Here is a 14,335-nt window from a genome sequence, read left to right on the forward strand (position 1 = left end):
TCTTCTATTCATTCAAATGTAAAGCCTCAAGTTTGTAAACTGAAGGTGATGGGGCAGCAAATCCGTTTTCCAAGATTTCAATATTCGTTACTGCTTCTTCATCTTTCACAAGTTTTGGTGCACCATTTACAATTGTGTTATACGCTGCATCATAGAAACGACCGTAATCACCAAGCGGCGTTTTAATTTGTTTTTCAATCCAGTCACCATTTGCATTACGATATTTAGCAATTCCATAATACATCGGTGAATCTTCACCAAATCCTGCACTCTCAGGCATAATACCCGCTTTCAAATCATTTTCCTGCTGATCTTCACCATATTTAATAAATGATCCATTTGTTCCATGAACGATAAAGCGTGGATAATCTTTCGCTACGACATGGTTCGTTTTCAACTTAATCTTCAACTGATTTCCGTAATGTAAACCAACATCGAAATAGTTATCAACCGCACCGTCCATTTCATTATTACGAATATCGTATGTCACCGTATCTGGACGGCCGAATAGTGAAATCATGCGGTCCATCGTATGAATACCTAAACTATAAAATGAACCTTCTTCTTTTGGAGCTTCATGAGTGATTGAACCAGGACGGAAATAATCAATATGTGATTCAATCTCAATAATATCGCCAAGGAATCCTTGTTCAACTACTTGCTTTACAGCTAAAAAATCACCATCAAAACGACGGTTTTGATAAGGCATAACGACTACACCTTTCTCTCGTCCTAAAGCTAATAATTCTTTCGCATGTTCTACTGTATCGCAAAATGGTTTCTCAACGATAACTGATTTTCCGGCTAATATAACTTTTTTTGCTAATTCATAATGCGTATGTGCTGGCGTACAAATCGTCACAACTTGAATTTCTTTGTCATTCAACAATTCGTCTAAATCAGTAGTGAAGTAAACACCTTTTTCCTCATATGGAGCCGCTAATTTTTCATTTATTTGACGTACAAAAATTGTTTTTACTTTTATATTATTACGTGTCTTTAGATAAGGTAGGTGATAGCGGTTAGCTGATTTTCCAAATCCAATAAAGCCCATTGTTAATGTCATGTTCTTCAACTTCCTTGCTCATAAATTTTCGTTTCTACATTTATTATATATTTTTATCTTTAAAAGTATATAGTTTTAATTTTAAAATTATATATCAAAAAGTCGAGATAGAAATCATTTTCTGATTCCCATCTCGACTTTACGTTATAGACTTATATCCTATCATCATTTTATTTATACTCAATGACTTGAGAGCTACTTGGTTACATGCTCTTATTCATACATATAAGAACGTGTCATCGGAATTGTATCATTAATCCCTTTTGTAAATACAAATTGATGTAAATCAATATTGCCTGTAAAGAACGAAGCTGCACATGCATTTAAATATAAACGCCACATGCGGATAAATCGCTCATCCTTCGTTTTACGAACTTCCTCTAGTACGTTTTCAAAATTTCGAGCCCAATGTTGTAATGTTTTTCCGTAATGTCTACGTAAGCTTTCTACATCCACAATGAAAAATTGTTCGTTTGTCATGTTCGTGATTAATTCGTTCACAGCAGGAACATACCCACCAGGGAATATATATTTTTCAATCCAACCATTCGTAGCACCACCATTAGCCGGAGAAGTAATGCAATGCAGCAGAGAAATCCCGCCATCATTTAGTAGTTTGTTAACTGTTTCAAAGTATTGCGTAATGTTGTCTTTTCCAACATGTTCGATCATACCTACACTAACAATTTTATCAAATTTATGATTCTTAATATCGCGGTAATCAAGTAAAGATACTTCAACTAAATCCGTAAGTCCCTCTTGTTTAATTCGCTCAGAAGTCTTAGCATATTGTTCCTCACTTAACGTTACTCCCATCGCTTTCACACCGTACTGTTTAGCGGCAGCTGTAATGAGTTCACCCCACCCGCAACCGATATCTAATAGCGTATCACCTTTTTGAAGGTTCAACTTTTTCAAAATATGATTCACTTTATTATGCTGCGCTGTCGTTAAAGAATCTTGCTCATTTTGGAAATATGCACAAGAATATGTCATTGTTTCATCAAGCCATAATTTATAGAAATCGTTCCCAATATCATAATGATGAGCAATATCATCTTTATTTTTTTGTTTTGAGAAATTCCATTTACTTTTGAAATATTGCAACTTACTATCACCTAAAAAGCTATCCTGCCTTTTATAAATAGATTGAATTGCTTTTTCAAGGTTACCCTCTATTTCAAGATCCCCATTCATATATGCTTCACCGAATGCAATAGAAGGATCCTTAGCGATTTCTTTTTTTGAAAGTGGCTTATGGAATGTTAGATGAAATTGAGGTTCCCCTTCGCCATATTGTATTGTTTCTCCATTCCAAAGTGTAATTTGAACTGGATCTGAAAAAAGATTTTTGAGTATTTTTTTATAAAAAAGTTCTTCAACCATAAAAACATCTCCTACTAAAAAATTGAACAAAAAACTATACTAGTTAATAAGTCTTTTTGAACATAGCTTAAAATCTTTATGACTTCTTGCTACGAGTGTCATTATAAAACGGTTATATTATGAAGCATAGTACGTACTTTAAAGTGATGTAGGCACTTTTAAGTACCTATGACTGAAACAGGTCCTCGAAAATTTTACTTTTCATCATAACAACTTTCTAAAGTTTTAAAACGAAAAACACCACCTCGTCATTAGGTGGTGTTTTCAATATTACATATAGAGATTTCACTTAACTTCTGTGTTTTTTCTATCTATGCATCGTTCTCCCCACGCGGTTAATTGATTTAATACATTTTGTAAAGACCACCCATAATCGGTTAGGGAGTATTCTACTCGAGGGGGAATTTCTTTGTAAATTTCACGTGTAATCACACCATCTTCTTCCAGCTCACGTAGTTGCTGCGTTAACATTCTAACAGAAATTTCAGGCATCAAACGTTGTAACTCACTCGTTCGCTTCTTCCCTTTTGTTAAGTGACATAAAATAACGACCTTCCACTTTCCCCCGATAATTTCTAAAGTTGCTTCTATAGGTATATTATATTGTTTCACGCGATCTCCTCTCCTTTTTTATAAATTCCTTCTCTATTGTTACGTAAAAATAAATAATTTTCTATACGGCACATTTTAGTTCCTACAGCACAAAAAAGTACCTATATTACAAAAAAGTAATTATGCTGCTTAAAAATCTCCCTCTATACAAAAAGAAAAAACGAACATATTCTCGTTCGTTTTTTCTTTCTTTATTTAGCTGCTGTTATAAGCATAGACGTGTTACCATTCTTTTCAAGATGATTTTCTCCCCAGTTACAAAGAGAATCGAGTATAGCATCTAAAGAATGACCGTATTCGGTTAACGAATACTCTACTTTTGGCGGCACTTGGTTATACACTTTTCTCTCGATTACACCATCTTCTTCTAATTCACGTAATTGTTGCGTTAACATCTTTTGTGTAATACCAGACATTAATTGTTTTAATTCGCACGTTCTCTTTTTGTCTTTCTTTAAATGACAAAGGATAACTACTTTCCACTTTCCACCGATAACCTCTAAAGTTGCCTCTACAGGAATATTGTATGTTTTCATATAAAAATCTCCTTTAATAATTTTATAAGACAAATAAGCTAAAATATTTAAATATTACTTTTAAGTATCTATAGCACCTTAAAGTACGTACTTTTTATTGTATTAAACATGTTTCATAATAGCATACGTAAACAGCAGATGAGTAGTACGGCACCAAAAAGTACCTGTATTACTTTTTAGTATCTATATCACTTTAAAGTACGTACTTTTCATTATGTAAAATACATTTCATAATAGCATTTGTAAGAGTTGAGTGAGTCATGCAGTATTAGAAATAACCTTTTGGTACCCGTACTTTAAAGTGAGTATTTTTATCATACATTTTGTCAGACGATGAAATGACATGTTTTCATTTTCACATCCATTTACAATGATGAATTCATTTTTAAATACATTTTAGGAGGATATCTATAATGAGTAAATTACTAAAAGAAAAAATCGGTTTTGGTACAGCACCACTAGGAAACATGTACCGTAATATTCCTGAAGAAGAAGCAATCGCTACAGTGGATGCTGCTTGGGAGAATGGCGTTCGTTACTTTGATACAGCTCCACTTTATGGATCTGGCTTAGCGGAGATTCGTCTTGGTGAAGCACTATCAAAAAGAAATCGTGATGATTACTTTTTAAGTACGAAAGTAGGTCGAACTATTTCGGATGAATTAGAAGATCCATCTGCACGTGATTTAGGTGAAAAAGGCGGACTTTTCGAATTTGGTCGCAAAAATAAAATGATCAATGACTATAGCGCAGATGCAACACTTCGTTCTATCGAGCAAAGTTTGAAACGTTTAAAAACAGATCGTCTAGACTTTGTTTTCATTCATGATTTAGCACAAGACTTTTATGGTGATGCGTGGATTTCACAATTTGAAATTGCTCGAACAGGAGCATTCCGTGCGCTAACACGTTTACGTGAAGAAGGAGTCATTAAAGGCTGGGGGCTTGGAGTAAACAAAGTAGAATCAATTGAACTTATGCTTGATTTAGAAGAAGCGAAACCAAATATATCCTTATTAGCTGGTCGCTATTCATTATTAGACCACGAACGTGCATTGCAACGAGTAATGCCTGCATCTGTAAAGCATAATATGGATATTGTTGTTGGTGGCCCATATAGCTCAGGTATTCTTGCTGGAGGCGCTCACTTCGAATATCAAAAAGCATCGCCAGAAATTATTGCAAAAGTTGAGAAAATCAAAGCTCTTGCAGATCGTCACGAAATCAGCATCAAAGCTGCTGCATTACAATTTTCACTAGCCAATCCAGCAGTTGCTGCTGTTGTTCCTGGTGCAAGTAAACCGGAACGCATTGTAGAAGACCAAAATGCCTTAAATACAGTAATTCCAGCAGCATTCTGGGAAGAAATGCGCGAACAAAAACTAGTAGCACCTAATGCACCACTACCAATCAACGTAAAATAATTTGAAACCTTAATGAGTGGGGTCATCCCCACTGATTATTTGCTCGCAAATATCGAGATAAAAAGGAGCGTAATGAACATGGCACATACTACTACATCTATGGAAATTTTTTCTTCACCTGAACAAGTATGGCAATTAATCGGAGGTTTCAACTCCCTTCCAGACTGGTTACCTTATATACCTAGCAGTAAATTAACTGAAGGCGGTCGTGTACGTCATCTAGCTAATCCAGATGGCGATACAATTATAGAACGATTAGAAGTATTCAATGATAAAGAGCGCTACTACACGTATTCAATCATGAATGCACCGTTCCCAGTCACTAATTATTTATCTACAATCCAGGTTAAAGAAGGTACTGAAAGTAACACATCGTTAGTAGAGTGGTCTGGTACGTTCACTCCTGTTGAGGTTAGTGATGAAGAGGCAATAAATCTGTTTCATGGTATTTACAGCGATGGACTGAAAGCATTACAGCAAGCATTTCTAGATTGATTCATGTAATTGATTGAGACAAAAAAGTAAATTAACAGTCAAATATTCGATTTTTTTAGTTAAATCCATTATAAAAGATAAACAAATACAAATTTCATGCCTGCTTGTTAATGAAAAGAAATAAAAAATACTACCTCCAAATGGAAGGTAGTATTTTTTTATTAATCAGGAAAAACAATTAATCCCTCTTCTTTTTCCTCCTGTTTTAAATCTTCTTCTGGGAAGGTTACAGTTGAATTTTTATCACCTGTTCTTTTTGTTTCTTCACCTGGAAATACGAAAGTTGAATTTTCTTTTCCTTCATTTTTTTCTACGTTATCTGGAAATACCATAGGATCATTGGTAGTCAAATCACTATGAAATCCAAGGTTAGACAAAATTGCTTTTAAATCTGGTAAAACCCCTATTTTATCAGATGATGGGTTATTAGACTTTGTGCCTGTATTAGGATTACTTAAAATTGCTCTCAATTCTTTTGGTGTATATGCCTTACCTAAATGTTCTTTAGCAATCCCTTGAATCGATACAGCAGCCCCAGCAATTATAGGCGAAGCGCTAGAAGTACCACGGAAATTAGAAGTATAACGATTAGTTATGTTCTGATCTGTAACTTTTTGTCCTTTACTATTTTGATTTTGATATGTATCTAATGTATCAACATACTCTCCCCAACCATATACATCAATTCTACTACCATAGTTAGAGAAAGCTAAACGTTTATGAGGAACTCTTGCAGTAGATGCTCCCACTATAATAGCTCCTGAATCTTTAAAGTCTTGACTGTTTCGATTTAAAATCTGTTTACCATTACGGTCTTTAAATTCATCTAAATCAATCCCACCATTACCAGCTGCTTCTACAATAATAATGCCTTTATCTGTACCTTTGCGAATTGCGTTAAATATACTCGGGTATACTTCTACTGGTAAAGGGTCATCTCCATATCCATCATATTTAAAGGATTCTTCTATTAATAAAACATCTCCAGCCTGTAAAGAATCTACGGCACTTAAAATAGCATCTCTTACATCAATTCTCCCATTGTCTCGGATCACTGAAATTACTTTTGCCTTTGCTTTTGGTGCAATTCCAATGTTCCCAATCCCATTGTCAGCTGCAGAAACAACACCTAGAACTGAAGTACCATGAGAAAGATCATTACTCATTTTTCCAGACATAAATTCAATATTTTGACCGACTAAATCTTCATGATTTAATAACCAGCCTTCTTCCAAATCTACAAAAGTTGCCCCCTGACCATTCCCTCCTTTAATTCCCCAAGCATAAGGAGCATTAATTCCTAAAGGTGCCTCTTCAAGATATCCCTGTCTCGAAAATCTAGGTTCATCATAAGGATTGACTGATGATAATACAGGGAATCTCGAGCCAGTTGTTGTATTTATACTCTTATTAGAACGAACTTGTATTTTACTAGAATCGTCATTAGCAGCATGTACTGTATTTGTTACAAATGTCGTACCTACCCCAGCAAAAGTTGTAATTGCAAGTGATGATATCAACATACCTTTAAAATTTTTCATTTTTCCACCTCTAGTTTTCTATTAGAAATAACATATTTCATAATGTGTATGAACCGAAAAGCATTTTATCTTATTATAAAAATTAATAGATTTTTATAACTTTTTGATTTACATAAAAACTCCCTTCATTCTTGTAATTCAATGTGTACATTTCAAAATAACAAACTCGCTGTAACTATTATAGTTACATCTTTATTGATTTTCAACTACGAAATATAAATTTTTAAAAATAAATTTATATTACTTTAAAACAGAACTCGCCTTTTAAGCACATAAAGTGAAACTTTAATCAGTGGGGTTTTTGTTCATCCCCCACTGATTATTAGCCCTCACTAATGGGGCGTTTACGGACAGTTAATGCGGGATAAAAACGCAAAATATCTGTCCAAATTACAGCGATCAATAAGTTTATGGACTGCGAAAGAAATACGAAAAAGCAAAGCACTAAGTGCTTTGCTCCTTATAAAATCCCTTTTAACTTTTCACCAATTAACTTCGCTACATACTCATAACCTTCTGGCCCAAAGTGTAACCCATCTTTTTCATCATTTTCTACAAACCTTTTATAATCCCGTTCTTGAATCATTTCAGCATATACATTTAGAAAATAACTTCCTGTTTCCCTCGCCACTTCCTCTACTACGTCTGTATACTGACCGAGCACTTTATTGGTTCTATTGTACTGTCTTTCTTCATCAACTGGTGCAGGACTAATAAGTAGTATTTTATCTGAGGAAACCTGGTTCACAATCTTCTCTAAGTTTTCTTTATATGCTTGTAATGACACTTGAGAAAAAGAAACTGCATCATTCGTACCAAGAAAAACTGTTACGAAATCTGGTTTATATGATATTACATCTTCTTCAATCCTATTTAACGCATCAAATGTATTATCCCCTGGAACACCTGCATTCACTACTTTCCAATTTGGTAACCTTGGCGTTAATCTCGGTGTTCCATCAAAAAACGTCTCATCAGCTGTAATGCTATCGCCAAAACATACTAACGTTTTCATTAGGCTTGCTCCCCTTTTTACGTATGAAATAATTTACCTTCTAATGCTCCAATATATCTTTCAGCAGAACGTTCAACTGCTTCATTTGCATTTTCTTTTACTACTCGATGAAAAGCGTTGTATAAACGATTAAACTGTAACGGCTTCACTCGATTCACCATTTCTTCCACTTTTCTCGCTGGTAGTGGAATTAAGTTTGGATAGCTGTACATGAAGCTTACCCACCGCTCATCTGCTACAACTTGAATAATATCACCTGTTAACAAAATTCCTTTTCCGTCATTACCTTCTTCCCAATGTAAGACAGATCCACCTTTAAAATGTCCCCCTAAACGATGAATGACTAATCCATCAGCTAATTGTAAAGACTCACCAGACCAATAAATAATACGACTACTCGGACGCATCACCCACTCTTTATCATCTTCATGTATATAAATTGGTACATCAAATGTCTCTGCCCATTCTACTTGCGTTGAATAATAATGAGGATGAGACAATGCAATCGCATCTAATTCGCCAAGCTCTTTTATTTTCATAATTGTCGTTTCATCTAAATACGTAATACAGTCCCACAGTAAACGATATGACTCTGTTTTCACTACAAATGCCGTTTGACCGATCGCAAATCCTGGTTTTGTCGTAATACTATAAAGTCCATTTTCCTCTTCGATTATTTCATTTTTATATGTATCACCAATTTGTAAGCTTTCTAGTGTCGTCCAAGATTGTCCTTTTGGATTCACATATTGCCTCTCTTCATCACAAATATGACAACTCACCGGTTCTTCTACACTCGCTGCATACTGCACGCCACACGTTGTACAAACGAAATTTTTCATCATAATTTCCCCTATCCCTATATTTTTATTAAGCTGACTTTTGTTGATAATGATCTGCTTTTTTATTTTCAATCATTAAACTTATAAAAGTAAGTAAATAGACAACTGTAACCGATAATGGAATTACAGTAAATCCTTTTTCTGCAAAAAGAATCCCGCAAACTGACGTTACAAATACAGTCCCTACCGACAATAAACCATAACTTTTACTTTCATAAATCCATACGTACGGGATAAAATGAACACCTATTAACATTGCTACTACAAAAGGTAACCATTCTGGAAATTGAAAATAGGCAAGTAATACAAGTGGAATATTCAATACATTTATCCCACCAATTAATCCAGCCAAAATCCCTAACGGATTTCCTTTCGCAAACATATCAATTTTCAATATAGCAGCTATCATTAAGCCAAAAGGAAACACACAGCCCATACCGATTAAATATACCCACACTACTTGTTTTTCAGAAAGAACAAATCCCGTTATACTCATAACTACCCAAAATAAAACGCCGGCTAATATAATCGGTAGGCCTCTCTTCGTTTTTATTGCTAAATCCTTTTTCGCTTCTGCAACATTCATCTCACCATCTCCCCTAAAAATATTAGTGCTATATAGTCGTCTTAACTTCGCCCATCCAATAACGCCAAGCTGCTAAGTAACCTTCTAAATCTTTCGGGTGGTGCCGTAAACATGTATCTATACGCAAATATAAGCCTATGACTATTTCTTCATATAAATCACGGGCTTTCTTATGAAATACACATTGTTTCATCGCATAATGAATTGTTTCTTTTGTTAAATCTTCTGGAGTCGAACAAAACGCGTAAATTAAATCGTATATAGGATCTCCTAACACTGGTAAAGGATCAATTACACCGTGCAGTTTATTCTCTTGAAATATAAAATTATGAAATCCGAAATCACCATGCAATAAAAATGGCTGATTTATTCCAGCGTCCCTATTCGCTAACTTAAGAACCGTTCTATACTCTTCTTCACTTATGTAACGCCTTACATTTTCATGAGCTTCTATCACATTTGTTGTTAAAAATTCACTCCAAGATTGAACGAGATTTTCTTTCCATCCCCAGCCATCAACCTCTGTAGCTACTTCATACTCATTGATAACTTCTTTTACAAGTTTACCAAGAACACTCCGTTTATAGCCTAGTTTGCAAGAAGTTGTGCCCTCAAGGAATGAGTAAACAATATAGCGATTTAAAGGTTCCTTATATAAAAGCTTTGGAAATAATTCGTCCTTTTTATAAAACTGAAGAAAATAAGCTTCTTCACGTATGACATCCGATTCATTCAACTTTACAACGTATTGTTCATCTAACAAATATATAGTACTTGCCGTTCCCCCGTTTAATGCTTTTACGCTATTTGGATAATGTGAAATAACTTTTTCCTTAACTAGTTGTGCAGTGATTATTGAAATGTCCATTCTCTCACCCTTTAATTCGGAAGATTCCCTTAATTCAAAAGATAACTTTACTATTATTTGACAAACGCAAGGGAAATCCTCCCAACCATCCTAATATAACAAACAACAATTTTATTTTATTACAATGGCTTTCTTCCATATCTCATTTATGATAACGTGATTTTATCACTCTAAATGCTCTTCATATACTCTAATAATTTCTATTGCAGGGTCTATGTCTTGTAATTTATGAGCCAAACTTTCTACACCAAACACTTCTGTAAACGTATGACTGCCTACAATTAAATTAATCCCTTTAAATTTCGCATGTTGCACTGTATATAATGTTTTTTCACCTGTTATGTACGTGTCACACCCTTTTTCTAATGCACGTTCAATCAAATTTGTATTGTTTCCTGCACCGGTTAAAATCGCAATCCGTTTTACTGGTTTATCGTGATTTCTCCAGCTCTTCACTTTCTCTTCCATTTTTTCTTCAAGTTTTCCAACTAAGTTTGAAAAAGGAATCGCTTCTTTATATTCTCCTATTCCCGGTAGTTCTTCTTCCTCATACGTGGAATATTCCAGTATTTTATCTATCCCAATTCCGTTAAATAACGATGTACACGTGCCAAACTTTACAAAATCTAACGGCAAGTGAATCCAAAAATGATTCATTTCATATTGCTTCAATTTCTCAATACAAGCCTCTTCCATACCAAATAAAAAACTCCATGGTGCATGATGTGTAACTATCATATCGACTCCATTTTTATACGCTTCTTCAATCGTCTCTAATGTCAAATTTGTTGTGTAACCGATTTTGTGAAATTCATCTTTACTTATATGAGTAAAACCATATTCATCATCACCGTATTTATGAAGGTCCTCTCCAAATAGTGATGTTATATGTTCGTTAAACTGCTTTATATTCATTTTATTTCTCCCTTCATTTACTTTTATATTTCATAAATAAGGAAATACTAAATTACAACGTTACATACATATAGGAGGACACATATGAAACCTGAATTTTTAAAAGCTGTACATGATGCCATTGGAAATATTGAACACATTCATATAGAAGAAAGCGGTGCTGACAGCTTACTTATTCATCATGATGATGCACAGCAATTACAACAAGTTGCTGTGGCGTTAGAAAATAACAATTTCCGCTCCGCTTTAAGAACAACTGGAAATGCTTCGTACATTGAAGTATTGAACAGATAATGAAAGTCCGGATGTATGCCGGGCTTTCTTTTTTATATTAAAACTTCAAACTCTTTCACATACACCGCTGTGCCAGCAATATCTATTTGTAACTTTTCGTTTTCTATCCCTTTCGTTACATAAACAGTTACACGGCCATCTTTATTTATTTCCTGTCCTTGCTCAACGATTAAACCCAATTCATGTTCAAAATCTTTCTCTAAATACTCCGCATAATACGCTCCCATTACACCTGAAGCTGTTCCTGTCACTGGATCTTCAATCGTTCCAGCATAAGCTGATGAAAAATGACGGCCGTGCATTTGTGCTAGTTCATCATAAGTTTCTAGACAAATTGGGTGAATAGAAGCATTAGGTATTTCTTTTAATACTGATGGAAATGCAGCATTATTAGGTTTCATTCTCTCACATGCATTAAGATTTTTAATCGGTACAATTACAGTCCAATTACCAGTACTTCCATATACAATCGGTAAACTTACATCTAAATCATTTACTTCTAAACCGATACTATGAGCTAATTCTTCTTTTGAACCTGTAAATTCTTTAAACTGAGGTGCTGCCTGTCTCATTTTAATAAAGGGTTCTCCATTTTTATTTACACCTATTTGTATCGGTAAAATCCCAGCCTTCGTTTCAATCGTAAGGTTACTTTTCTCTTCTAATAAACCTTTTTCGCGCAAGGCATATATCGTCCCTACTGTCCCATGACCACATAAATCCATTTCAAAACCAGGTGTAAAATAGCGCATTCTTATATCTCCTACTTCTGAGGAAAGAACAAAAGTTGTTTCGTTATATCCAACTTTTTCAGCAATAATTTGCATTTCCTCTTCCGTTAATCCATCTGCTTCTAATACAATACCTGCTGGATTTCCCTTATTTGGTTTATTCGTAAATGCGTCGTAATGAAATACGTTTATAGTCTTCATTTTCTTTTCCCCTTATTTGTCCATTTCTTTATTTTTATAATCAATAAGAAAATTGATCTAACCAACTTTCATAATCATCATTTTGGAACGGACGGATCATCAGTCTCTCTGTCTCTACCTGTAATAGCGGTAGCTTCATTTATATCTCTTCCCTCAATTGTTTTTTTAATATTCTTTATTATCTTACACAAAATACAAAATCTAGTAAATCATTATGTTTTTGATACATAAAAACCCAGTCATGCCTTATACATAACTGGGTTCTCCATCGTTTTATAATTTTCTATTTCACAAGAACTACATCTCGTAATTCCCTCTTCAACACTTTCCCTAAAGCGTTTTTCGGTAACTCATCTATGAATACCACTTCTGGAATTTTGTAACTTGCTAACTTCTCCTTACAATACTGAATAATACTTTCTTCTGTTAATGTTGTTTCGCCATCCTTCACAGTGTAAGCTCTTGGAACCTCTCCCCAAAAGTCATCTGGAACTCCAACTACTGCAACTTCTAAAACACCATGTATTTCATGAATAACATCTTCTACTTGATCTGGATATACGTTGTCACCACCGCGTATAATAACGTCTTTATATCTTCCCATAATATGCAGGAATCCATCGTCATCTATCATGCCAGCATCACCCATGTTAAACCAGCTATCTTTTACTACCTTCTTTGTCGCCTTTTCATTATTCCAATACCCTTTAAACATGTATGGACTTTTCACATGAATCTCTCCAACTTCATTTGTTGTTAATTCATGTCCTGTTTCCGGATGAACAATTTTCACCTCTACATTTTTCAAGGTTTTTCCTACAGAAGACATCTTTTCTTTTCCCATCATTGGATGCCATGAGGTTACAACCCAACCTTCTGTACTACCATAACCTTGCACCATATATATTCCTTTTTCCATATATTTTTGAATGAGTGTTTCTGGCACTTTTGTACCACCGCTTTGTGCTACTTTAAAGGTTGAAATATTACGTTCTTTTTTATTTAATTCATCAAGCATGTAACTATAAACAGCAGGGAACGCAAGCATCGTAGTAATTTTCTCTTCTTCAATCTTATCCCAAATAAGAGTAGGATTCGAATCAGCTAAGAAAATCATCGTAACGCCATGATAAATACAATTTAAAATAGAAAGCACGCCACTCATATGGAACAATGGATGCACAGATAAAAAGCGTTCACCTGCTGGGATTTCTCTTTGTCCCGCAATTTCAGCAAAATAGTGATGTAAGTTTTTATGTCCAATTACACATGCTTTCGCCTGTCCAGTCGTTCCTGAAGTAAATAAGTAAATGGCGTCGTCTTCTTCATGAACTTCTACGTTCGGTTCTGTCGTTGGCTGTTTTTGCAGCTCTAATTCAAATGAACCAAAACCTTCTTTTGTCGTTTGAATTACATAAGGAATTTCTTTAACAGCATCAACCTTTAATAACACTTCACTAAATTCTTCATCAATAACTAACACTTTTAATTTCGCTTCTTTTACAATCGTTTCTAATTCATATACAGTAAGCTGATGATTTAGCGGAATAAATACCGCTCCAATTTTTAAACTTGCCATCATAACGCTTGGAAATGGGTGATTATTTTTGCATAGTATTCCTATACGATCTCCTCTTTGCACACCATTATGTAACAAATAATGTGCAAGCTGATTTACTCGTTCATTATATTGCTGAAACGAATATCTTTTCTTCCCCCCTACAAGCGCTTCCAAATTTGGTGACTGCATTGCTCTCTTTTGTAATAATTGTCGCATCGTTCTCAAGTAAAACTCCCCTTTATATATGTTAGGTTTTTTATTT

15 protein-coding genes and 1 pseudogene are annotated in these 14,335 nt (G+C 34.5%); 3 read left to right on the forward strand and 13 right to left on the reverse strand.

What is annotated here, in order from left to right; genetic code table 11:
• Positions 1 to 4 precede the first annotated feature (4 nt).
• From GBN91_RS12145 to GBN91_RS12160, 4 genes are all read right to left on the reverse strand, one after another.
• Positions 5 to 1,066 (reverse strand): oxidoreductase, encoded by a 1,062-nt coding sequence (locus GBN91_RS12145; RefSeq protein WP_016123067.1) that lies wholly within the window; start codon positions 1,064 to 1,066, stop codon positions 5 to 7.
• 213 nt (positions 1,067 to 1,279) lie between these two features.
• Positions 1,280 to 2,452 carry a cyclopropane-fatty-acyl-phospholipid synthase gene (locus tag GBN91_RS12150; RefSeq protein WP_149214892.1) on the reverse strand — a complete coding sequence of 391 codons (1,173 nt, stop codon included), beginning with the start codon at positions 2,450 to 2,452 and terminating at the stop codon, positions 1,280 to 1,282.
• Positions 2,453 to 2,737: 285 nt separating this feature from the next.
• Positions 2,738 to 3,064: a winged helix-turn-helix transcriptional regulator gene (locus GBN91_RS12155; protein ID WP_006924211.1), complete on the reverse strand. Its 327-nt coding sequence runs from the start codon at positions 3,062 to 3,064 to the stop codon at positions 2,738 to 2,740.
• Positions 3,065 to 3,255: 191 nt separating this feature from the next.
• The gene (locus GBN91_RS12160) at positions 3,256 to 3,600 is read right to left on the reverse strand and encodes a winged helix-turn-helix transcriptional regulator (RefSeq protein ID WP_016123069.1); all 345 of its coding nucleotides are present in this window, start codon (positions 3,598 to 3,600) and stop codon (positions 3,256 to 3,258) included.
• Between the two features lie 413 nt (positions 3,601 to 4,013).
• On the opposite strand from GBN91_RS12160, the gene GBN91_RS12165 reads away from it, so the two are divergent.
• Together GBN91_RS12165 and GBN91_RS12170 are read left to right on the forward strand one after the other, a co-directional pair.
• Positions 4,014 to 5,024 (forward strand): aldo/keto reductase, encoded by a 1,011-nt coding sequence (locus GBN91_RS12165; protein WP_000040527.1) that lies wholly within the window; start codon positions 4,014 to 4,016, stop codon positions 5,022 to 5,024.
• 78 nt (positions 5,025 to 5,102) lie between these two features.
• The gene (locus tag GBN91_RS12170; RefSeq protein ID WP_000951538.1) at positions 5,103 to 5,519 is read left to right on the forward strand and encodes an SRPBCC family protein; all 417 of its coding nucleotides are present in this window, start codon (positions 5,103 to 5,105) and stop codon (positions 5,517 to 5,519) included.
• 161 nt (positions 5,520 to 5,680) lie between these two features.
• On the opposite strand, the gene GBN91_RS12175 is transcribed toward GBN91_RS12170, so the two are convergent.
• The 6 genes from GBN91_RS12175 to GBN91_RS12200 all read right to left on the reverse strand — a co-directional run bounded on the left by GBN91_RS12175 (position 5,681) and on the right by GBN91_RS12200 (position 11,286).
• Entirely contained in the window at positions 5,681 to 7,060 is a 1,380-nt protein-coding gene (locus GBN91_RS12175; RefSeq protein ID WP_000787685.1) for a S8 family peptidase, read from the reverse strand.
• Between the two features lie 460 nt (positions 7,061 to 7,520).
• Positions 7,521 to 8,075, reverse strand: coding sequence for an SGNH/GDSL hydrolase family protein (locus tag GBN91_RS12180; RefSeq protein WP_152121559.1), 555 nt, complete (start codon positions 8,073 to 8,075; stop codon positions 7,521 to 7,523).
• Positions 8,076 to 8,092: 17 nt separating this feature from the next.
• A complete protein-coding gene (locus tag GBN91_RS12185; protein ID WP_012593290.1) occupies positions 8,093 to 8,920 on the reverse strand; it encodes an MBL fold metallo-hydrolase in 828 nt (275 codons plus the stop codon).
• 25 nt (positions 8,921 to 8,945) lie between these two features.
• Positions 8,946 to 9,503, reverse strand: coding sequence for a DUF7010 family protein (locus tag GBN91_RS12190; protein WP_016123071.1), 558 nt, complete (start codon positions 9,501 to 9,503; stop codon positions 8,946 to 8,948).
• A gap of 28 nt (positions 9,504 to 9,531) precedes the next feature.
• Positions 9,532 to 10,371: an aminoglycoside phosphotransferase family protein gene (locus GBN91_RS12195; protein WP_152121560.1), complete on the reverse strand. Its 840-nt coding sequence runs from the start codon at positions 10,369 to 10,371 to the stop codon at positions 9,532 to 9,534.
• Positions 10,372 to 10,536: 165 nt separating this feature from the next.
• On the reverse strand, positions 10,537 to 11,286 hold the full coding sequence (locus tag GBN91_RS12200) for a Nif3-like dinuclear metal center hexameric protein (protein ID WP_006924228.1): 750 nt from the start codon (positions 11,284 to 11,286) through the stop codon (positions 10,537 to 10,539).
• Positions 11,287 to 11,370: 84 nt separating this feature from the next.
• On the opposite strand from GBN91_RS12200, the gene GBN91_RS12205 reads away from it, so the two are divergent.
• Entirely contained in the window at positions 11,371 to 11,580 is a 210-nt protein-coding gene (locus GBN91_RS12205) for a hypothetical protein (RefSeq protein ID WP_000801642.1), read from the forward strand.
• Between the two features lie 32 nt (positions 11,581 to 11,612).
• Here GBN91_RS12205 and GBN91_RS12210 read toward each other — a convergent pair whose 3' ends face one another.
• From GBN91_RS12210 to GBN91_RS12215, 3 genes and pseudogenes are all read right to left on the reverse strand, one after another.
• Positions 11,613 to 12,512, reverse strand: a complete 900-nt coding sequence (locus tag GBN91_RS12210; protein WP_152121561.1) for a PhzF family phenazine biosynthesis isomerase — start codon at positions 12,510 to 12,512, stop codon at positions 11,613 to 11,615.
• Positions 12,513 to 12,558: 46 nt separating this feature from the next.
• Positions 12,559 to 12,651 (reverse strand): annotated as a pseudogene (locus tag GBN91_RS28865) (GNAT family N-acetyltransferase); the annotation flags it as partial.
• A 144-nt stretch (positions 12,652 to 12,795) separates the two neighbouring features.
• Entirely contained in the window at positions 12,796 to 14,289 is a 1,494-nt protein-coding gene (locus GBN91_RS12215) for a class I adenylate-forming enzyme family protein (RefSeq protein ID WP_193222115.1), read from the reverse strand.
• Between the last annotated feature and the right edge of the window lie 46 nt (positions 14,290 to 14,335).

Source organism: Bacillus sp. B1-WWTP-T-0.5-Post-4, assembly GCF_009183795.1.
Classification (GTDB): Bacteria; Bacillota; Bacilli; order Bacillales; family Bacillaceae_G; genus Bacillus_A; species Bacillus_A cereus.